The 19,888-nt window shown below is 34.7% G+C and carries 23 protein-coding genes and 1 other RNA gene; 16 read left to right on the forward strand and 8 right to left on the reverse strand.

Annotation, left to right across the window (positions count from 1 at the left end):
- The first annotated feature begins 6 nt into the window (after positions 1-6).
- The 7 genes from BST92_RS01515 (at position 7) to BST92_RS01545 (ending at position 5,717) form a co-directional block, all read left to right on the forward strand.
- Positions 7-699: a thioredoxin family protein gene (locus BST92_RS01515; RefSeq protein WP_211292413.1), complete on the forward strand. Its 693-nt coding sequence runs from the start codon at positions 7-9 to the stop codon at positions 697-699.
- A 104-nt stretch (positions 700-803) separates the two neighbouring features.
- Positions 804-2,219 (forward strand): MBL fold metallo-hydrolase, encoded by a 1,416-nt coding sequence (locus BST92_RS01520; protein ID WP_105069872.1) that lies wholly within the window; start codon positions 804-806, stop codon positions 2,217-2,219.
- Position 2,220: 1 nt separating this feature from the next.
- Complete coding sequence (locus BST92_RS01525) at positions 2,221-2,529, forward strand: rhodanese-like domain-containing protein (protein ID WP_105069873.1); 309 nt, start codon at positions 2,221-2,223, stop codon at positions 2,527-2,529.
- Between the two features lie 12 nt (positions 2,530-2,541).
- Positions 2,542-2,949 carry a rhodanese-like domain-containing protein gene (locus tag BST92_RS01530; RefSeq protein ID WP_105069874.1) on the forward strand — a complete coding sequence of 136 codons (408 nt, stop codon included), beginning with the start codon at positions 2,542-2,544 and terminating at the stop codon, positions 2,947-2,949.
- Positions 2,950-2,952: 3 nt separating this feature from the next.
- Positions 2,953-3,774, forward strand: coding sequence for a 3-deoxy-8-phosphooctulonate synthase (gene kdsA / locus BST92_RS01535; protein ID WP_105069875.1), 822 nt, complete (start codon positions 2,953-2,955; stop codon positions 3,772-3,774).
- A 166-nt stretch (positions 3,775-3,940) separates the two neighbouring features.
- A complete protein-coding gene (locus BST92_RS01540) occupies positions 3,941-4,432 on the forward strand; it encodes a GIN domain-containing protein (protein WP_105069876.1) in 492 nt (163 codons plus the stop codon).
- Positions 4,433-4,547: 115 nt separating this feature from the next.
- A complete protein-coding gene (locus BST92_RS01545) occupies positions 4,548-5,717 on the forward strand; it encodes a cytochrome-c peroxidase (protein WP_105069877.1) in 1,170 nt (389 codons plus the stop codon).
- 3 nt (positions 5,718-5,720) lie between these two features.
- On the opposite strand, the gene BST92_RS01550 is transcribed toward BST92_RS01545, so the two are convergent.
- Positions 5,721-6,482: a GH25 family lysozyme gene (locus BST92_RS01550; RefSeq protein WP_245910833.1), complete on the reverse strand. Its 762-nt coding sequence runs from the start codon at positions 6,480-6,482 to the stop codon at positions 5,721-5,723.
- The gene (locus BST92_RS01555) at positions 6,479-6,847 is read right to left on the reverse strand and encodes a DUF1801 domain-containing protein (protein ID WP_105069878.1); all 369 of its coding nucleotides are present in this window, start codon (positions 6,845-6,847) and stop codon (positions 6,479-6,481) included. Before BST92_RS01555 ends, BST92_RS01550 begins: the two co-directional genes overlap by 4 nt.
- Positions 6,848-6,982: 135 nt before the next feature.
- On the opposite strand from BST92_RS01555, the gene BST92_RS01560 reads away from it, so the two are divergent.
- From BST92_RS01560 to BST92_RS01595, 7 genes are all read left to right on the forward strand, one after another.
- Positions 6,983-7,618, forward strand: a complete 636-nt coding sequence (locus BST92_RS01560; RefSeq protein ID WP_105069879.1) for a hypothetical protein — start codon at positions 6,983-6,985, stop codon at positions 7,616-7,618.
- Between the two features lie 48 nt (positions 7,619-7,666).
- The gene (locus BST92_RS01565; protein WP_036579481.1) at positions 7,667-7,957 is read left to right on the forward strand and encodes a winged helix-turn-helix domain-containing protein; all 291 of its coding nucleotides are present in this window, start codon (positions 7,667-7,669) and stop codon (positions 7,955-7,957) included.
- Positions 7,958-8,108: 151 nt separating this feature from the next.
- Positions 8,109-8,567, forward strand: coding sequence for a Coq4 family protein (locus tag BST92_RS01570; protein WP_245910835.1), 459 nt, complete (start codon positions 8,109-8,111; stop codon positions 8,565-8,567).
- Entirely contained in the window at positions 8,564-9,979 is a 1,416-nt protein-coding gene (locus tag BST92_RS01575) for a DUF4153 domain-containing protein (RefSeq protein ID WP_105069881.1), read from the forward strand. The genes BST92_RS01570 and BST92_RS01575 overlap by 4 nt, the downstream gene beginning before the upstream one ends.
- Before the next feature lie 312 nt (positions 9,980-10,291).
- The gene (locus BST92_RS01585) at positions 10,292-10,600 is read left to right on the forward strand and encodes a hypothetical protein (RefSeq protein ID WP_105069883.1); all 309 of its coding nucleotides are present in this window, start codon (positions 10,292-10,294) and stop codon (positions 10,598-10,600) included.
- Positions 10,597-11,274, forward strand: coding sequence for a DUF1361 domain-containing protein (locus BST92_RS01590; protein WP_105069884.1), 678 nt, complete (start codon positions 10,597-10,599; stop codon positions 11,272-11,274). The genes BST92_RS01585 and BST92_RS01590 overlap by 4 nt, the downstream gene beginning before the upstream one ends.
- Positions 11,258-11,644: a ribosomal maturation YjgA family protein gene (locus BST92_RS01595; protein WP_105069885.1), complete on the forward strand. Its 387-nt coding sequence runs from the start codon at positions 11,258-11,260 to the stop codon at positions 11,642-11,644. Before BST92_RS01590 ends, BST92_RS01595 begins: the two co-directional genes overlap by 17 nt.
- An 84-nt stretch (positions 11,645-11,728) precedes the next feature.
- Here BST92_RS01595 and BST92_RS01600 read toward each other — a convergent pair whose 3' ends face one another.
- Entirely contained in the window at positions 11,729-12,952 is a 1,224-nt protein-coding gene (locus BST92_RS01600; protein WP_105069886.1) for an NAD(P)-dependent oxidoreductase, read from the reverse strand.
- A 166-nt stretch (positions 12,953-13,118) separates the two neighbouring features.
- On the opposite strand from BST92_RS01600, the gene BST92_RS01605 reads away from it, so the two are divergent.
- Both BST92_RS01605 and ssrA read left to right on the forward strand, forming a co-directional pair.
- A complete protein-coding gene (locus BST92_RS01605; RefSeq protein ID WP_036579730.1) occupies positions 13,119-13,523 on the forward strand; it encodes a plastocyanin/azurin family copper-binding protein in 405 nt (134 codons plus the stop codon).
- A gap of 175 nt (positions 13,524-13,698) precedes the next feature.
- Positions 13,699-14,097: a transfer-messenger RNA gene (gene ssrA / locus BST92_RS01610) on the forward strand.
- A 151-nt stretch (positions 14,098-14,248) separates the two neighbouring features.
- Here the strand turns inward: ssrA and BST92_RS01615 are convergent.
- From BST92_RS01615 to BST92_RS01635, 5 genes are all read right to left on the reverse strand, one after another.
- Positions 14,249-14,965 carry a FadR/GntR family transcriptional regulator gene (locus tag BST92_RS01615; RefSeq protein WP_105069887.1) on the reverse strand — a complete coding sequence of 239 codons (717 nt, stop codon included), beginning with the start codon at positions 14,963-14,965 and terminating at the stop codon, positions 14,249-14,251.
- A 149-nt stretch (positions 14,966-15,114) separates the two neighbouring features.
- A complete protein-coding gene (locus tag BST92_RS01620) occupies positions 15,115-15,765 on the reverse strand; it encodes a bifunctional 4-hydroxy-2-oxoglutarate aldolase/2-dehydro-3-deoxy-phosphogluconate aldolase (protein WP_105069888.1) in 651 nt (216 codons plus the stop codon).
- A complete protein-coding gene (locus BST92_RS01625) occupies positions 15,765-16,760 on the reverse strand; it encodes a sugar kinase (protein WP_105069889.1) in 996 nt (331 codons plus the stop codon). The genes BST92_RS01620 and BST92_RS01625 overlap by 1 nt, the downstream gene beginning before the upstream one ends.
- 10 nt (positions 16,761-16,770) lie before the next feature.
- Entirely contained in the window at positions 16,771-18,219 is a 1,449-nt protein-coding gene (locus BST92_RS01630) for a sulfatase (RefSeq protein WP_105069890.1), read from the reverse strand.
- Between the two features lie 21 nt (positions 18,220-18,240).
- On the reverse strand, positions 18,241-19,737 hold the full coding sequence (locus tag BST92_RS01635) for a sulfatase family protein (RefSeq protein WP_105069891.1): 1,497 nt from the start codon (positions 19,735-19,737) through the stop codon (positions 18,241-18,243).
- Between the last annotated feature and the right edge of the window lie 151 nt (positions 19,738-19,888).

Genomic DNA, 19,888 nt, shown 5'->3' on the forward strand with positions numbered 1-19,888 from the left:
AATATCATGAAAACACTTAAAATATTAACTGTTGTAGCCATTGTGGCACTAGTAGGGATTCTAGCGAGTGGTGTTCTTAACTTTGGATCAACAGCAATGGATGAAAATGAAATAGAAAGTGCCATTAATGACTCTAATGTCACAGATCAGGCACCAGTTAGAAAAGGCTATGACATTGGTGATAAGGCAACAGATTTTAATTTAAAAAATGTTGACGGAAAAATGGTCTCGCTTAAAGATTATAGCGATGCACAAGGTTTTATAATAATTTTTACTTGTAATCACTGCCCTTACTCTGTAGCATATGAGGATAGAATTATAGCACTCGATAAAGAGTTTAAAGATCAAGGATATCCAGTAATAGCCATTAACCCTAATAATCCAGAAGCTTATCCAGAAGATAGTTATGATAATATGAAGATAAGAGCTCAAAATAAAGGGTTTACATTTCCATATTTATTTGATGCTGGACAGAAAATATATCCACAATATGGCGCTACTAAAACACCGCATGTCTTTTTACTAAAAAAAGAAGGTGCAAATAATGTAGTTAAATATATAGGTGCAATTGACGATAATCATAAAGATGCTAAGGCAATAAAAAATGATTATCTAAGAGACGCTGTTAATAATTTAATTAACGGTAAAGAAATTGAAACAACTAAGACGGTCGCTATAGGTTGTTCTATTAAAAGTTAAAGACTATAAATTTTATTGATAGAGAACCCGTGTTTATACATGGGTTTTCTTATTTGGTAAACGGTCAAAATTGTATTTTTGTAAAAAGAATAGATTACCCAAACATGATTTTAGAACAACATTATACTAAATGTCTAGCTCAAGGTGCGTACTATATAGCATCTGCTGGCGAGGCTGTCATTATAGATCCATTAAGAGAAGTTCAACAATACATCGACCGTGCAGCACAAGATAATGTGACCATAAAGTATGTTTTTCTAACACATTTTCATGCAGACTTTGTTTCTGGACATGTTGATCTCGCAGATAAAACTGGCGCAACGATTGTTTTAGGTCCTAATGCTGAGACAAGTTACGCTTTCGCGAAAGCGAAACATGGACAAGTTTTCAAGGTAGGTGACGTAAGCTTCACACTACTACACACGCCAGGTCACACCATGGAATCATCGTGCTATCTACTGAGAGATGAAGAAGGAATTGAGAAAGCAATATTTACTGGTGATACTCTATTTATAGGAGATGTAGGAAGACCTGATCTAGCTGCAAAATCAGATTTGAGTACAGAAGATCTAGCTGGACATCTTTATGATTCCTTACGCAAAGAAATCATGACGCTAACTGATGATATTATTGTTTATCCGGCGCATGGTGCTGGAAGCGCTTGTGGTAAAAGTATGAGTAAAGAAACCTATGACACCTTAGGAAATCAAAAGAAAACAAACTATGCCCTTGCTGAAGATTTAAGTAAAGAAGACTTTATTAAAGAATTAACAACAGGTATTGCTCCACCACCAGCGTATTTTCCAAAAAATGTATGGATGAATAAAGGAGTCAATTCTAGCATCGATGAGATTATTGCTAGAGGAAATACACCTATGAATGCCGTGTCGTTTAAGGCACTTGTCGATGATAACGAATACTTAGTTCTAGATGTAAGATCACCACAAGAATATACTGCTTGCAGCATACCAGGATCTTGGTTCATAGGTCTAGATGGTCAATTTGCCCCATGGATAGGCGCATTAATTGAAGACATCGATCAAAAAATAATCTTTATCGCTCCTGAAGGTCGAGAAGAAGAAACCGTTACTAGATTAGCTAGAGTAGGTTATGACAATGCTTTAGGATATCTTAACGGCGGCATCGAGGCATGGAAAAATGCTGGTTTTGCAACGCAACAGATTAAAAATATTACTGCACAAGAGTTTATAGATGGTCTATCTGATAATAGCATATTAAATCCTATAGATGCTCGTAAACCTGGTGAATACAATAATGGTCATGTAAACGGAGTTCCTTTATATACCTTAGACAATATACATACTGATGTTGATACATTAAAGGCTGATTATACCTACCATATTTATTGCGGTGGTGGTTATCGCTCAGTAATTTTTGCAAGTATTGCTGCTGCAAATGGCATAAATAATGTTGTCAATGTTGAAGGTGGCTATGGAGCTATAAAAAAGACTAATTTAGGAACTCAAAAAATTGTAGAAACAACAACTTGTTCACTTTAATATGAAAGACATCACAAAACAAGAATGGAAAGAACTTATTGCATCAGATGACAATGCTGTAATAATAGATGTGCGCACTGCAGACGAAGTTGCAGAAGGTATGATTCCTAATGCATTGCATCACGATATATTTCAACCACAAGAGCTAATGGCAGCGCTTCAAGAAATGGATAAGTCTAAAAATTACTATATCTACTGCCGTAGCGGTGGACGTAGTGGTCAGGCTTGTCAAATTATGAATCAAATGGGCTTTGAAACAACTTATAATCTTTTAGGCGGTTTTAGTGAGTGGGATGGCGATGTTGCTTAACCTATATACAAAATGAAAAAAATAATTCTTTTATTAAGCTTAATCTGTACGATAGCTTTAACTCAAAGCTGCTTTGAGGCTAAAGCTGGCACTGTTGAATTAGTCAGCTCTGAGGAGGCTGCAGATATCATAAAATCGCAATCAGCACAATTAGTTGATGTGCGTAGTAAAGAACAATTTGAAGCTGGTCACATAGAAGGTGCTATCAATATACCTGTAGACAGTGAAAATTTAAATGAAATCATAGCCGGACTTAATGTCAAAGAACCTGTACTGGTATATTGTAATGGTGGTAGGCAAAGTGCACAATGTGCTAAGATTTTAGAAGATAAAGGATTTATTAAAATATTTGATCTCGATGGTGGCTTAAGTAAATGGACTACTAGCGGCAGAGAGATCGTTTTAAAAACTAACGAATAACTAATGCAATTATCTGACATTCCACAAATCAAGCATGTAGATGCTGACAATTTCTTTTTACTTGCTGGCCCATGTGCTATAGAAGGTGAAGACATGGCATTGCGCATCGCAGAAAAAGTGGTTAAAATCACTGATAAGCTTAATATCCCTTACGTATTTAAAGGAAGTTTTAAAAAAGCAAATCGTAGCCGTATAGATAGTTTTACAGGTATAGGCGATGAGAAAGCGTTGAAAATATTGCGTAAAGTTTCTGAAACTTTTGGAGTACCTACCGTAACAGATATCCACGAAGTTAGTGATGCAGCTATGGCTGCAGAGTATGTCGACATTCTACAAATCCCTGCTTTTTTAGTAAGGCAAACTGATTTAGTAGTTGCTGCTGCACAAACGGGTAAAGTAGTGAACCTTAAGAAAGGACAATTTATGTCGCCAGAGGCTATGAAACATGCAGTACAAAAAGTGAAAGATTCTGGTAGCGATAAAGCTTGGATTACTGATCGCGGAACTATGTTTGGTTATCAAGATATGATTGTAGACTTTAGAGGTATACCGACCATGCGCGAGTTTGCTCCAACGGTACTAGATGTTACTCACAGCTTGCAACAGCCTAATCAAACTAGCGGTGTTACCGGTGGACGACCTAACATGATAGAAACTATAGCTCGAGCTGGTATTGTCAACCAGGTTGATGGTTTATTTATAGAAACTCATTTTGATCCTGCAAATGCAAAAAGTGATGGTGCAAATATGCTAGATCTTCAATATTTAGAAGGTTTACTATCCCGATTAGTTGCAATTAGAAAAACGATTCAATCTTTTAATTAAAAATTTTTCAAATAATTGAAAAGCCTGCAAATGTATATTTGCTGGCTTTTTTTTGTTTAATTATTATCATTTGTGAAGTACAAGTGTTAAACATTTCCCATTCTGTAACAATGTAAAAAATGTGGAGTCCTATTTTATATACATCTAACAACTAAAACTTTACATTATGAAAAATTACATTTTTATTGCAACATTCTTTATGGCATTTATAGGATTTGCACAAACAAGCATGGAAGTAGAATCCTTTTCAAAAATTAAAATTGACGCTGACGCACAAATTGAAATTGTATATTCAACAAAAGATCAAGTGATGTTTAATGTTGATGAAAATCAACTTAAAGATTTCACTATCTCATCAGACAATGGCTCTTTAACCATTAAACAAAATGGAAATTCGATTGATGGACTTAAAATTCGTATTTATACCAATCAGCTTAAAGGTATGGCGGTAAATGGAAACGGTAATGTCACCTTAACAAAATTTACTAAAATGGAGAATCTATATTTATCAATGAAAGGCTCTTATACTGTAGACACTGGCGAGGCAAATATTAAAAACTTTACCATATCGAGAGATGCTAACAGTAAAGCCATTCATGAAAATGCAGTAGAAGTTAAAGAAAGCGTTAACGGAACCTTACTTATAGTAAATGGATAACATTTAATTGCTCTAACTATTAACTAAAAGCCCTTTCTTTTAAAGAAAGGGCTTTTTATTTTCAATATGTTTATCTTAAACTTTGTAATAAATTAGTAGTCATAAAGAAAATATTATGAGAATCCAGTTTTACTTTCTACTTTTTATTGCTTCAATCACAATTTCATGTCAGAATGAAAAAGATGATTATATCCCTACAGACCAGGTAATATTGTCTAACGTATTTGGTAGTAAAATTGATTTAAATAATCTAGACAGCTATCAAAATAATGATATTCCATCCTATATAAGATTTTCTAATCAAGGTAATGCTATAGAGAATGATAAAGCGACATTAGGTAGAATTCTATTCTATGATACAAAGTTATCTACTAATAACAGTATTTCTTGTGCAAGCTGTCACCAGCAAGAACACGCGTTTAGCGATACGGCAATCGCTAGTACAGGAGTAAATGGTATGACTGGAAGGCATAGTATGAGATTAGTTAATGTAGGATTTCAACCTAGCACTAATTTTTTCTGGAATGAAAGAGTCAATTCTCTTGAAAATCAGGTAACTCAACCTATAAAAGATCATGCTGAAATGGGTTTTAGTGGTGAAAACGGCGCACCATCTTTTGATGATCTACTCATCAAGCTATCTGCTACAGACTACTATCAGGTATTATTCAAGCACATTTATGGAGATATAGCTGTTACTGAAGAGCGATTACAAGAATGTTTATCTCAATTTGTGTTAAGTATACAATCCTTTGACTCAAGATACGATGATGGATTACTAGCAACTGGTAATCCTGGACCAGGTTTTCCTAACTATAACATGTCAGAGAATCGTGGTAAATTTCTATTTATAACCACACCTGAAAATGGCGGTGCTGGCTGTGTAAGTTGTCATGTCCCGCCAGAATTTGCTATAAAAAACAACATTCACAATAATGGTGTTATTGCGACTATCGCAGATCCAAATGTTTTTGACCACGATAATACCAGGTCGCCCAGTTTAAGAGATCTTGAAAATCCCGAAGGCTTCATCAATGGACCATTAATGCATAATGGAACCTTTACTACCTTACTAGAAATGGTAGAACATTATAACTCAATAGATATGACTAACCAGCAATTGTTGGATCCTCTATTATTTGACAGTATAGGACCTAACGGTCCAATAGGCCAGCAATTACAACTAACAGATAATGATAAAACAGCACTAATTAACTTTTTAAAGACACTTACAGGTACTGATATTTATACTAATCCTAAGTGGAGTGATCCTTTTGCAGATTAAATTTTAAGGAACCAGTAAAGCTTCAAAATCATGTTGTGAACCTTGAAATACATTTCCATCAACTAAGGTTTTAATTCCATCTACTGGAAACCGATCACTGTACTGCCAGAAATCCCACTCGATACGTGGCGCATTAATTCTATTATAATTTGCTATCCATATTCTAGGATATTCTTCAAAGTAAGAATCTGGCATCAGAACATCTCTATAAAAAGCCTCACCACTATAAATAATTGGTTGAACACCATAATGATCTTTAATAATTTTAATCCAATTCTTGAGACCTTTTCTTAAAGAAGCTTTATTCTGCACATTAGAAATATCCTCGATATCTAATACAGGTGGTAAATCACCTTTATGTAAAACTACTTGATTTATAAATACAGCAGCCTGCTTTGCACTATTAACATTACTCCAGTAATAATGATAGGCGCCTTTTTTAATTTGGGATTTTGTCGCGCCAGACCAGTTTTCTTTAAATCTATTATCTAATTCTGTTCCCACTACAGCTCTTATAAACACAAAGTCTATTTGCATTGTACTATCTGGATGTTCAATGTTATCCCATTCAATAATACCTTGATGATGAGAAACATCTATTCCATGTATTGCATATTTTTTGATGTGATCACTTTTATAAACCATTGAGGCATCGTACTTGTTCAAGTTATAAAACCAGCGATATATAGGCTTTTTATATTGGAATAATAAAATAGATATAACACCAATTATTGAGAGTATGAACCACCATTTTTTAAAATTCATTTCTTCTTTTTATGGTTAAGTCGTATTTCTTTGAGTTCTAATAAGGTTTCAATAACCACCTGATCATCGATTTCTTCCAAGCTTTCAAATCGCAATGATCGCAACATTTTTCTTCCTTCACCTGCGACTAATTTACCATGTTGATTAGTCAATTCATTACCATAGGACATTCCTAGGTCTACAAATTTTTTACGGAAATTCAGGAAGCAAAACATCTTTTTTTCATCAAGATAATAAAAAGGCAAATGCCATTTATAATTCAGTTGTGCCTCAGGTATAGTCGACTCTATCAGTGATTGCAAATGCATCATAATGGAGCGATAAGGCTCTGGAGAACGGTAGATATAATCGTGTGCGGGATTCATGTTATAAAGCTATTTCTTTTTACGCTTTCGCGAAAGCGTAAACAACACCACTTCTCTACTCTTTAAAAAAAGTTTACAAAAAATAGAGTTAAATCAGATAAATACATTTACTTTGTATTTCAAAGTACTTTAATTATGACTAAAGATAAAGTTCTAGACGACTTAAAAGAGATCAGGTCCATTATGGACAAGTCTACACGATTTATATCACTGTCAGGCATGAGTGGTGTGATGGCTGGTATTTATGCACTAATAGGCAGTGTTGTAGGATATTTTGTAATTGAGGAAGCACGTGAAAAAGGATATACCGACACGCTAGACAGCCTGTTATACACTCCATGGGAACGTAATCCATCACTTAAAATCATAGTCATTGCTGCTGTTATTCTTTTTCTGGCAGTAGTAACCGCCTTTTTCTTAACTAAAATAAAGGCTGCAAAATACAAGCAAAAAATATGGAATAAACAATCCATAAGATTAGTTGTCAACTTTCTAGCACCATTAACCATAGGTGGCTTATTTACACTGGCGTTATTACAGTATGGATTGTTATTTTTAGTAGCGCCAGCAATGCTCGTCTTTTATGGATTAGCGTGTATGAATGCAGCAAAATATACACTAGGTACGGTTAAATATCTGGGATTAAGTTGTGCTATTCTGGGTCTAATTAATACACAGTTTATAGGTTATGGATTGTACTTTTGGGCAGCAGGATTTGGATTGTGTCACATTATATATGGTACTGTGATGTACTATAAATATGATAGATAAACGTCTGATCTTTATCGATAAAATAAAATCTTAACTCAATACAGACTCATGAGTCTTATCAATAAATTAAATAAAGCATTTGATCATCGTATTAGACTAGGCATTATGTCTGTTCTAGTCGTAAACGATCATGCCGATTTTAAAGAGCTCAAAGAGTTGTTAGATGTTACAGATGGTAACCTTGCTAGTCATGCCAAAGCACTCGAGAAAGAAGAGTATATAAGAGTAGAAAAAAGTTTTATAGGTCGTAAGCCTAATACTAAATATATCGCTACAGATGTGGGCAAACTAGAGTTTAAAAAACATATCGCTGCCCTAGAAAAATTATTAGGTGGATAATAGACATCTATAAAAATCGATCAACCTAAGAACACAACTAAGAATAAAAAAATGAAAATCACACGGTCAATTTATTGCTCGCTCTAAGCCTATATATTATGAAATCTATTTTTTATCATTATACTTTGAAATACAAAGTACTTTAAATTATATGAGAGAACTTTTAGTGAGTTTAGGTTTTACCATATCTAGTAAAATGTATGTCTTTTTTAAAAAGGGAACATCATGGCATTTACAGACTAAACAACTGCTCTCCTACCCTAATCATAGTTTAGGATTTCATCTAGGTTGCTTTTTATTAAAACACAAATTTGAACCTCAGCCACGTTGTGAGGATCATGACGTTTTTCATGTTCTAACGGGTTACAAAGTAGACACTGCACAGGAAATTGCAATGCAGTTTTGGTTATGGGGCAACGGTAAGCGTAGTCCATTTGTAGCTCTTGCAATGCTTATTGGTCTACTTCTATATCCAGATTGTTATAACAGCTTTACTAGAGCATATTTAAAAGGTCAATATTCTAAAGCTATACATCATATTGATTTCAGCCAACATCTGTCATCACCTATATCAAATTTTAAAACTAACTCTAATACTATATCATCATGAAAAAGACCATCGTTATTATTTTAGGCGGCATCACATTTGCCACTCTATTTTACAACCACTTTCTGGGGTTAAATACAGCAGTTTATGCTCTATTTCTTATCATAGCGCTTGCTATAATGAATACTAAATCACTTCTTAAGCCTACCATTATTGCCAGCGCCGCTGGAATGATTGCCTCTTCCATTGCTATTATGATGCATGGATCTGGCATGGCTGTAATGTGTTACTTCTTATCTGTGTTTTTATTTATAGGAATGGTTGCTAGCTCTCAAGCTAGTATTTACACGAGCTGGTTTAATGGCTTATACAATCTGTTTTTTGGAATGTTCCATGACTTTATTTTTAATATTCAAAAAATTAAAGAAGAGCCTACATCTACTTATGCAGTAAGTCAGATTATAAAAATCACCGTCATTCCTATTCTTTTAATTATTTTATTCTCTTATCTCTATAGTCTAGCAAATCCTGTGTTTGCAGAGTGGTTAGGATTTATAGATCTCAGTTTTATAGATGGACTATGGTTTTTTACAGCTATACTAGGTGGCTTTATCATGGGGAATATAGCACAGCCTAATGCGATTGATCCCTTAACCGCAAATGACATTAATACTGATAATTTCTTAAAATCTAAAGAACTAGAAAATCCAGAAATTGAAAAAGCTAAAAATGAATTACAACTAGGTACGTTCTCCATTAGTGCTCTTAATATCCTACTGGTCATTGTATTGATTACAGAGCTGATGTTTATTTTAAATATCAAGGATTTTGCAGCATCAGAATTAAGCGATGCGGTTCACTCTGGTGTTTATGCCAGCATTGTAAGCATCATTCTAGCCGTGGTGATTATTGCTATATTTTTTCGCGGAAGCATCAACTTTATAAGAGAAAACGGAACTCTTAAAACACTCACTTTTATATGGATAGGGCTTAATTCCCTATTAATCGCCAGCATATTTACAAAGACCTTTTTATACATAGATCAATATGGGTTATCCATGAAGCGCATAGGTGTTGTGGTGTATCTTACCTTATGCTTAATAGGCCTATTTACAACCTTCCTAAAGGTACAACACCAACTAAACTTTGTGTATTTATGGCGCCGTAATCTAGCGGTAAGCTTTGTGATTATCTCCATATTTTCATTATTCAATTGGTCTGCTATTGTTACAGATTACAATCTCAATAATGATTTTGTAGATCATAAACAGTTAGAAAGATTACTACCACAAAATGCTTTGATTCTTAAAAAGCATGGATTATATGACGATGCACAAGAACTCAATAATAATTTAGGATATAGCTCTGCACGATACTGGGAAGAGCATTTTACAAATCGTCAATGGCAAGATTTTAATTATATCGCATATCAAATTAAGAAAGAAAATAATCAAGATGCTCAAAGCAATCCATAATAGGCTAGCCTTATGTAAAAGGATAAATTCTTATGGAATTAAGACTGCCTTGCTAACCTTTATTTATATGATGGTAATAGGATCTGGTTATATCTTAACCCATTTTGACTTTTTTATCGCTTTTATCTTATTAGGAGTTTTTATTGGTACAATTATCAATGGAATTATGATAATAGCGGTTTTAATTCAACTATTAAGAAATGTGAATCGGACGGTTGAGACCTTATTTACCATTTACATTCTACTACTTAATATACCGATGGCGTTCCTTCTCATATTTCTCAACGACTTTTTAAACCAACATTTTTATTCATGAACTATTTAAAAGAATTAACTCCTGTCAATCGATTTGCACATTGGACAGCTCTCGCAAGTTTTTGTTTAGGCACTCTATCATTCTTATCGTATTTAATATTTAAACAAAGTGATTTAATAGAGATTGGTCTAGGTTACATCGTCATAGCTGTGGTGTGGAACATCATTGTTCTCGTAATGATTATGATAGCAGCTTTAAGCCAAAAAACATCATTTAAAGAAACTGCATATACGATAGGCGTATTGCTAGCTAATATACCTATAGCCTTTCTCTACTTTATAATAATCCTTGAATTTGCTATATGAAAACACTAATCATTAATCGCTTTAAAGAACTAAGCATTTTATTAATGCTTAGTTTAACTAGTATCGTACTTCTTACCGTACGCATAAAAATCACACACGACTTTTATATGCTATTCCTAGTCTGGAATCTTTTTCTAGCAATACTACCCTATGTTATTAGTTTATGGTTAGAAACAAGCATAGCTAGTACGTATTATAAAAGAACTCATAAATGGTTGACCGTACCTATTTTTACAATATGGCTGCTCATTTTACCTAATGCTCCTTACATTATCACTGATTTAATACACATTAGAAACGCAAGTGGTGCTTTTCTTATCTATGATAGTATTCTTATCGCTAGTTTTGCTATTACCGGTTGCTGGGCTGGCTTTATGAGTTTACATCAAATGATAAACAGCCTAAGCTCTATACATATTATTAAAAGAGAGGTACACCAAACTGTACTGCCATATCTTATTCTATTTCTATGCGCCATAGGCATATATTTAGGTCGTGATTTAAGGTGGAATAGTTGGGATATCATCCAGCAACCAGCTAAGCTTTTTACAGACACTTTATCTATTTTTATACATCCGTTAACACACCAGACAGCTTGGTTACAAATCATACCTATGAGTCTATTTTTAATGGTCCTCTATAAATTATTTCTTCAATATGAAGCGAAGTCTTAAAATCAAATACGCTATTCTAGCGATAGTTATCTTTTTAATAGAAGTCTTTATAGCGCTTTATATTAATGATTCTTTCATACGACCATTTCTAGGAGATGTGCTAGTTGTTGGATTGATTTATTGCGCAGTAATGGCCTTTACATCATATCGAGTGGTAACGATAGCTATAAGCACATTAATTTTTAGCTATATGGTAGAGTTAGCACAATATGCGCAAGTAGTTAACCTACTAGGATTAAGTGACAATAAATGGGCTAGAATTATCATAGGCACTAGTTTCTCATGGTGGGATATGGTGTGTTATACCTTAGGGTTTATAATCATATTACTAATTGAGAAGAATAAAAGAATCATGAAAATTAGTCAATAACGATTTCGCGAAAGCGTTATTGAAAATTAGACTTATAAAAAAAGCGAGCTTAGGCTCGCTTTTTTTATGTACAGTTTTCAGTCCTTACTCCTTGCTGTCCACAAAATCTTGTAAATAAGAGAACCTTTCTGTTAAAGTACCTTCACTGGTAGTCATACGTGCACGCTCTAAAATTCCATTTTTATCGCCATTAAAAAATGCAGGAATCACGTGCTTTTCAAACATCTCACCAAAACCTTCACTCGCATCCTTAGGCAATTCACAAGGCAGGTTATCTACAGCCATAACCGTTATAGCGCCGGCTGATTTAAATGGCACCTCTTTTTCTGTTAAAGTATCATAGGCATATATAGGATCTGCAATCGTGCTAGGTCTTATAGTACACGCAATAGGACCGTCAATATCACAACTCACGTCTGCAACAAGATTTATTTTAAAATCAGCAGCCTTCATATCTTCTCTCGTAAAAAAGTAAGGCGCTCCATTACCGTAGAAATGACCAGTAATCAACATATCGGTAACTTTGGCATATTTCATAAAGTCACTCTTCAACAACTCTGGATTGTTATAACACTCTGTTTTTGTAGGCTTATATCCATCTTTCCGAGTATAATAATCTACTACGTCTAACTGTGTATACACAGTTTGTACATTATTAAACTGCCCTAATTGTAAATATTCTTTGGGCTTTAAGGCATGTATATGTAACTCTTCCAGCACTTCTATAATACCACCGGCAACTTTTCCCACTCCAGTCATTGCGATGTTAATGGGTGGTAAATCGCATTTAATGCGATGCAGCTCTGCTTTAAGCGATTTATAATCTGGCAAGCTTTCTACCTTAGGTAATTCAAACAATCCATCGCGCAAACCTAGTGCACGGAAACCATTATAAGCTCCTACAATCCCAGCATATCTACCAAAACCTATTAATCGTGCTCCGTTCTTTTTTACAATCGTCTCGTGATCATAAAGCTCTATTTTTTTGTTTAAGATTGCTCTTAACAGTTCTCTATTATATGGTTGCTTTTTAATAGTATGCGAAAAGAAAAAGTATTTCTTATTAGCTATCAAAGCATCTATAGGTACTTCTTTTACACCTATCATCACATCTGCACTACTTACATCTTCTTGAACATTAATGCCGCTAGCAGCATATTGTGCATCACTAAAAATTCTAATGGAAGAAGACTCTACTGTGAATTCCGCTTTCGCGAAAGCGTGATTCAAACGACCCAACTGCTCTGGAGTAAATACTACTCTCCTATCTGGCGGATTCTTTCTCTCTCTAATTATGGCAAATTTCATGGTGGATTTTTAAAGTAGCAATATAAGGAAATCAGGCAAAACCCTATTATGGGAATTATAGTCAATGAGTCGGGAAATATGATTCAAATTTGAAGGTTGATATGAATGCATCTTTGCCATGTAATTAAATATAACCGCCTGATAACAAGGCATAAAAAACAATATCATGAAAAAAGTAATCGCATTTTTAACCATCGCTCTAGCATTAACAGCAACTTCACAAGCACAACACAGTATGAAGAAAGACAAAATGATGGATGCTCCTGTAAAAACAATTGCATTAGAACAAGTAGCTGGTGAATTTGTACAAAAAGAAATTAAAGTAAATCCTGGTACTTATGTATTTACAGTAACCAATAATGAAGTGGGACACGATGTAGGTTTTGTACTTGTGAAAAAAGGAGATGATATCTCTAACCCAAAGAACCATATCCAAACGGCATATGTAACGCAAGCAGTAGCCACTGGTCAGACACAATCATCGCAGGCAACAACATTGAGTGCAGGTTCTTACTATTACTTTTGCCCATTAAACCCTACAGCTACAGATAATTTATTAATTGTTGAGTAACTCTATGTAATTCCCCATAGATATAGAGTTTACTCCTGATCCCAACTCGCTGCTGAGTTGGGATTTTTTTTATTTCTTTTGGCATAGTTTTTACTACTGTTACAGTGGTTAATAATTATATTTGCAACCGCTTTAGTTTTATGTCATAGGCTTAAAATTGAAGAATAGACAATTTGGGGTCGACTGGTTTTGACAGCGAGACCGAGTTAATTGTAAGCATGTAGAGCGCTGGGAAACAGCTCTTAAATCTCATTTTTCATCTTTTTTAAACGGCGAGAATAACTACGCCCTAGCTGCATAATCCGAATTACAGTAGGATAGTGCCTCGGTCTACAAGGTAGACAAGCAGGAAATCTCTCAGCAGCCTTGATTTACGGCGACTGATTATGGGATTTCGTAAAAGTAAATCTATCCTCATCAGGGCTTTGATGTTGAGGAGAAACTTAATTGAAGACAAGCGTTGCTTTGGTAGTTTCTAACCGGTGTAACGACTGAAATTAAATGGAAACTAAACATGTAGAAGGCCGTTAAATCGCTCGTTTGGACGAGAGTTCGATTCTCTCCGACTCCACAATTAGTCTCATAATTAATTATGAGGCTTTTTTTATTTTTAGGTGATCATTTCATCTTGTTTCTTATATCTTAATCACGCTAAAGTGCCACCTATTAAAGATCCCTTAAAAGTTTTAGGAAATCATTATTAATAAAAAAGAGTGGTACAGATTTTATTTAATGGTGTATTTGCGCAATGCAGCAAAGTGAGTATTTAACGCTTCAAGAGCATCATCACTTTTTTTACTTTTTATAGCTTCTACTATATCCGTATGTTCACCTACTAACTTAATGGCTTGTGTACGGTCACATATATCTTCTTTATTAAAGTGTCCAATGATATCTGGCACGATAATTTTCATTAATCCATATAAAACGGAATTCTCACTGGCCTTTACAATGGCCAAGTGAAATTTCATATCTTCTATTAATGATGGTAATCCGTTAGTAATACAGTCTACAAAGTTTTGATGTGCTTTTTCTAACTGTTTAAGAGACTCTTTGGTACATCTAGTAGCAGCCATTTGAACTGCATGGGATTCTATGATTACTCTAGTTTCAACTAGCGAGTTAAAATCTGGTGTATCTAAATCGAGAATATCATTCATCATGGTATTCATAGAAGGCACACCTATACCGGTAATGATGGAACCACTTTGCGGTAGTGTCTCGATAATCCCATAAAATTCTAATTTCTGGATTCCAGCTCTTATCTGGTTGCGACTTACACCTAGTTTTTCTGATAGTTTTCTCTCTGATGGTAATTTGTCTCCAGCTTCTAGATTATGTTTTTTAATTAGCGCACGTATTTCACTAACCACATCATTCTCGTGAGTAACGATGTTTTCAGTATCATCAGTTGTAACTAATTTGAGACCATGCTCTATCATAAAACTATTATTAAATGAATTGGTTTACCAATCTGGTTGCCCAAATTAAAGTGATATCATAGATATTTCCAAGAAATACGGCTGCTAAATTTACAAACCTATTATTTTAAAATCAACTAGTACTTATTAAGCAATTAAAAGATTTGATATTATAGCACTGATGCAGTCTGAACAGCTATTTCAATATCTTGTTCTAAACCTTTAAAATCGCCGTGATTGATTTTAAGTTTATCAAATAACTGACTTCCCATTCCCACACAATTAACACCAGCATCAAACCATTCTTTCAAACCATTTTCTGTAGGGTTGATTCCACCTGTAGGCATAATGGCTAGTTGTGGTAGGACTGATTTAACCGCTTTCGCGAAAGCGGAACCTATCACATTTGCAGGAAATATTTTAATCATCTCACAACCCAAATGCATTGCGGTAGTAGCCTCTGTAATAGTGGCAATTCCAGGTATATAAGCAATATTGTGGTGAACACAATAGTTAGCAAGTTCTGTAACTAAACCTGGAGAAACGATAAATTGTGCGCCGGCCTCAACAAATTGCGCTGCTGTTTTTGAGTCATAAATCGTCCCTACTCCTATCACTAGATCATCATACTTTTTAAAATGAGGTATTATAGTTTTAAAAGTCTCAAGACCATTGTGCCCACGATTGACAAATTCAAATACACGTACTCCACCTTTATAAGATGCTTCTATGGTATTGATCACTACGCTTGCATCCTGATGGAAAAATACAGGAACTATCTTGTGCGATTCTGTTTGCTTAATAAATTGTGTAATATCCATTATCTTAAAAGTCTACCTACGTTATCGCCTTTTACTAGTTCTTCTACTTCTTCTTTACTACTTAAATTGACATCTCCTATAGTACTGTGTTTTAAAACAGATGCCGCTACACCAAATTCTACCGTTTCTTGCGGATCTAAATTTAAAAAACCATAGATTAATCCAGCCATAAATGCATCACCACCACCTATACGATCGACGATGTTTTTCATGTCATAATTCTTAGAGGTATATAACTTACCATCTGTATAAAGTAAACCAGATAGTTCATTACGAGAAGCCGTCATTGCATTGCGTACAGTTTTTGAAAAAGCTTTTATATGTGGATATTTTTTGAGCACCTTATCACAGTTAGTCTGCCAGTCTTCATCCTGTATACCTAGACAGTTTTCTAGATCAACTCTTCCACCTATTACCACATCTGTTAACTCGACTAGACCTGGCATTATGTCCAGTGGTTGTTTACCGTATTGCCATAAATTGCGTCTGTAATTAATGTCTCCACTTGTAGTGACTCCTCTTTTCTTAGCTTCCTTAAGTGCTCTAAGCGTGATGTCTGCAGCGTTTTGAGAAATAGCTGGTGTGATACCACTGTAGTGAAACCATGACGCATCTTTAAAAACGATTTCCCAGTTAATTTCATCTTCTTTAAGATGTACAAAGGTGCTATCAAATCGATCATAAACAATACGTGATGGGCGTTGCATCGCACCTGTTTCAAGATAGTAAACACCTAGACGGCCTTCTTTGCGCACGATACCTTCACCACTGACTCCATTAAGTTTTAAAAATCGCTCTACTCGCTCTCCTAAATTATGATCTGGTAAGGCGGTGATATGGGTACTATCCAAACCAAAATGAGCTAAAGAAACTCCAACATTTGCCTCTGATCCACCAAAGGTAACATCAAAATTTACTGTTTGAAATAATCTCTTATAATCTGGAACGGTAAGTCTCATCAAGACTTCTCCTATAGTAACTACCTTTTGTGCCATTTAATATTAATTATTTTTTAGCTAAGTCCTTTTGAGGGAATATTTTTTCTCTAGGGAATTGTTTTTCGAGCAACTTTGTCATTTTCTTTTCCGCTTTCGCGAAAGCGGCATTACCAGATAAATTTACGTATGCTAGTAAGCTATTTTTATGTTCATAGAGTTCTGCTTCTATTACTTCATTAGTAGTTGCATCTCTCCATTCTGTATAACGCCACTTACCATCAGTAACGCTACATCCCATAATTTTTTTACCTCGAGGATAAACGCTATAAGCCGCTTCATCCCATTCTAATTCTGGATTATTTAAAACAGGCAGGATGCTCTTACCATCTGATGGCGGTGCACCTTCTAAGTTGCATATATCTACTAGTGTTTGAAAAATATCCACATTTTCTACCAGCGCATCTGAAGTTTTATTTGTAACGCGGTTCTTATATGAGGTTTCTCTACTAACAATTAAGGGTACTCTTACATCAATTTCCAGATTAGATTGCTTACACCATGATGCATATTCTCCTATTTTATAACCATGATCACTCATAAAAATAATCGTGGTGTTTTTTCTTAAATCTAACGTTTCTAACGTATTCATTATTTTACCTATCTGAGCATCTATGTAACTTACACTAGCATGATAACCATGAATTAAATCCCTAGTTAATTCGTCATTTAAATCACCTTCTTTAGGAATACCATAATAAGCTTTTAACTCACCCCATTTAGGTAATGCTAGCCTATAGGCGCTGTCAGGTTTTTCTCTAGATGGAATTTCAAAATCATTCTTATCGTATAAATCCCAATACCTTTTAGGTGCATTAAATGGTAAATGCGGCTTGCTTAAACCTACAAACATGATAAATTTATCATCTTTAACTTTTTGCAATGTTTCTATAGCATAATTTGCTACACGACCATCTTTATAGGCTTCATCTGGCACGTCTGCATCTTCAAAAGCTGGTCCTTTTAGTGGTTGAACACCTTGATCTTTAAGGCGCTTCATTAAGGCTATATTTTCTGGTTTTAAATAAGAGTTAGGTTCTTTCTCAAAGTATGTAGACCATACATTTTTATCATCTCTACCGTGATGATACACCTTACCTATGCTTATGGTCTTATATCCATTACTATTGAACAACTGTGGTAAGGACACCAGTTCTTTATGTACTTTACGTAAAGGTGTGAAAATGTTATAAATACCTAAAGTTTCTGGGCGTAAACCTGTTAACATACTCATTCTTGAAGGGGCACAAATTGCCTGTTGAACATAAGCCTTGTTAAACATTACTCCTTCTATGGCTAGTTGATCTATGTGAGGAGTAATAGCTGTTTCACTTCCATAACAGCCCAACTCTGCTCTTAAATCGTCTACATAAAAAACAAGAACATTAGGTGGATTTTCTTGTGCGGTACACTGCGTTAAACATAAAGCAGTAATACATAATGCTAAGATTTTTTTCATTGTATAATTTTAGTCTTATTCTTAATTTATGACCAGTGATTGTGGTGATTGCACCGTACCTTTTCCTTTGTTCCAGCTCCTCCAGTCTATTGCGTTGCGCTTATCATCAAACTTATATTTCCATTTTTTCATGTAGTAATTTCTGGGTCTTATGGAATCTCGTATATGTTGCAGTTGTTGCTTCAATTGAGTATCTAAGTCTTTCTGAATTTCTTGAAACTCTGGCTTGCCTAATAAATTATTTTGTTGGAATGGATCATTAGTATTATCATAGAACATAGTAGGTCCATCAGGTGTGACTGCATAAGTATATTGTTTTGTTCTAATGGCTCTATAAGGTTGATCCTTAAAGTTTGAACCAAATGGTGCGACGTTCATAATTAATGCTGCTCTATCTTGATGAATATTAGGGTTTTTAATTAGTTGTGAAAGGTTCTCTCCTTCCATATCTTCTGGAATAGCAATATCTGTTAAACCTAATAATGATGGTAAAATATCTGGTGTTGTTAACGGTGCGTTTACAATTTTCCCTTTATGCTTTCTTATGGAAGGGTAACGTATTAAAAATGGTACTCTAGCAGCTTCATCCCAGGCGAGTTGTTTTACAAACGGTTTTACGCCATGTGCGCCCATCATCTCACCATGGTCAGATGAAAATATAACGATGGTATTATCAAACAATTCTAGCTCTTCCATTTTATCTAACAATCTACCTATGGCTTCATCTGTAGCCGTTGCATGCGCATAATAGCCTTGTAACTCTATGCGTGCTTTTTCCTTGAATTCCTCTGATATATTAGGATTCAAAGTGAGTTTTTCTGGTGGATATAGGTCTTTATACTTCTTTGGTGCACTGCCGTGCGGATAATGTGGTGTAGCAATAGAGACAAAGGCTAAAAAAGGTTGCTCATCACTAGCATGGTCTGTAATATACTGATTAACGTCATTTACAATAGCAAATGGTGAGTAGGTATCCCAATGTTTTAACTTGGGATTATCATTATCATAATACGGCATTTTGGTGTAATTATGAGAACATTCTATGGCTTTCCAGTATTCAAAACCTTGACGTCGTTCTTTTGGGATATAAGAAGACCTTCCGTGTCCATCGAGGTGCCATTTTCCCCAATAGGCTGTTTGATAACCTTGGTCTTTAAATAATTCTGCCATGGTTACTTCTTGTGCTGGAAAGTAGATGTCATTTAAAAACATACCTGTGGTAGTAGGAAATTTACCGGTTAACAAGGCTGCTCTATGAGGTGTACAAACTGGCGTTACAGAAACGGCGTTAGTAAAGTTTACAGACTCTTTTGCAAGAGCGTCTAAATGTGGCGTTTTCACATCTGGATTACCAGCATATCCCAGTGCAGTGCCACGCCATTGATCTGTTAGTATATAAATAATGTTTGGTTTCTTAGAAATTTCTGCAACATTAGATGAGTTTTCTTCTTTTCCTTCATTAGTCTTACAACTTAAAAGTGAACAAAAGCAGCATAGGATCATAATAATTTTCTTCATAAGTAATGTTGTGTCTTTTTTATTTGTCCCATTAGTTCATCAACAGGTCATAAGAATCTCAATGATAATTATTTACACTGTGTTTTAATTGTCTACGCTTTCGCGAAAGCGAAATAACCTAGTATAATTAAGATGTTAAAATATCTCACGT

Source organism: Nonlabens arenilitoris (genome assembly GCF_002954765.1).
GTDB lineage: Bacteria > Bacteroidota > Bacteroidia > Flavobacteriales > Flavobacteriaceae > Nonlabens > Nonlabens arenilitoris.

Coding starts and splice junctions, on each gene's coding strand:
- BST92_RS01515 (WP_211292413.1), top strand. CDS start 7: ATGAAAACACTTAAAATATTAACTGTTGTAGCCATTGTGGCACTAGTA.
- BST92_RS01630 (WP_105069890.1), bottom strand. CDS start 18,219: ATGAAAAAAATCTTAGCATTATGTATTACTGCTTTATGTTTAACGCAG.
- BST92_RS01560 (WP_105069879.1), top strand. CDS start 6,983: ATGACTAAAGATAAAGTTCTAGACGACTTAAAAGAGATCAGGTCCATT.
- BST92_RS01585 (WP_105069883.1), top strand. CDS start 10,292: ATGAACTATTTAAAAGAATTAACTCCTGTCAATCGATTTGCACATTGG.
- BST92_RS01595 (WP_105069885.1), top strand. CDS start 11,258: ATGAAGCGAAGTCTTAAAATCAAATACGCTATTCTAGCGATAGTTATC.
- BST92_RS01620 (WP_105069888.1), bottom strand. CDS start 15,765: ATGGATATTACACAATTTATTAAGCAAACAGAATCGCACAAGATAGTT.
- BST92_RS01600 (WP_105069886.1), bottom strand. CDS start 12,952: ATGAAATTTGCCATAATTAGAGAGAGAAAGAATCCGCCAGATAGGAGA.
- BST92_RS01575 (WP_105069881.1), top strand. CDS start 8,564: ATGAAAAAGACCATCGTTATTATTTTAGGCGGCATCACATTTGCCACT.
- BST92_RS01565 (WP_036579481.1), top strand. CDS start 7,667: ATGAGTCTTATCAATAAATTAAATAAAGCATTTGATCATCGTATTAGA.
- BST92_RS01530 (WP_105069874.1), top strand. CDS start 2,542: ATGAAAAAAATAATTCTTTTATTAAGCTTAATCTGTACGATAGCTTTA.
- BST92_RS01625 (WP_105069889.1), bottom strand. CDS start 16,760: ATGGCACAAAAGGTAGTTACTATAGGAGAAGTCTTGATGAGACTTACC.
- BST92_RS01525 (WP_105069873.1), top strand. CDS start 2,221: ATGAAAGACATCACAAAACAAGAATGGAAAGAACTTATTGCATCAGAT.
- BST92_RS01605 (WP_036579730.1), top strand. CDS start 13,119: ATGAAAAAAGTAATCGCATTTTTAACCATCGCTCTAGCATTAACAGCA.
- BST92_RS01555 (WP_105069878.1), bottom strand. CDS start 6,847: ATGAATCCCGCACACGATTATATCTACCGTTCTCCAGAGCCTTATCGC.
- BST92_RS01520 (WP_105069872.1), top strand. CDS start 804: ATGATTTTAGAACAACATTATACTAAATGTCTAGCTCAAGGTGCGTAC.
- kdsA (WP_105069875.1), top strand. CDS start 2,953: ATGCAATTATCTGACATTCCACAAATCAAGCATGTAGATGCTGACAAT.
- BST92_RS01615 (WP_105069887.1), bottom strand. CDS start 14,965: ATGATAGAGCATGGTCTCAAATTAGTTACAACTGATGATACTGAAAAC.
- BST92_RS01545 (WP_105069877.1), top strand. CDS start 4,548: ATGAGAATCCAGTTTTACTTTCTACTTTTTATTGCTTCAATCACAATT.
- BST92_RS01635 (WP_105069891.1), bottom strand. CDS start 19,737: ATGAAGAAAATTATTATGATCCTATGCTGCTTTTGTTCACTTTTAAGT.
- BST92_RS01540 (WP_105069876.1), top strand. CDS start 3,941: ATGAAAAATTACATTTTTATTGCAACATTCTTTATGGCATTTATAGGA.
- BST92_RS01550 (WP_245910833.1), bottom strand. CDS start 6,482: ATGAATTTTAAAAAATGGTGGTTCATACTCTCAATAATTGGTGTTATA.
- BST92_RS01570 (WP_245910835.1), top strand. CDS start 8,109: ATGAGAGAACTTTTAGTGAGTTTAGGTTTTACCATATCTAGTAAAATG.
- BST92_RS01590 (WP_105069884.1), top strand. CDS start 10,597: ATGAAAACACTAATCATTAATCGCTTTAAAGAACTAAGCATTTTATTA.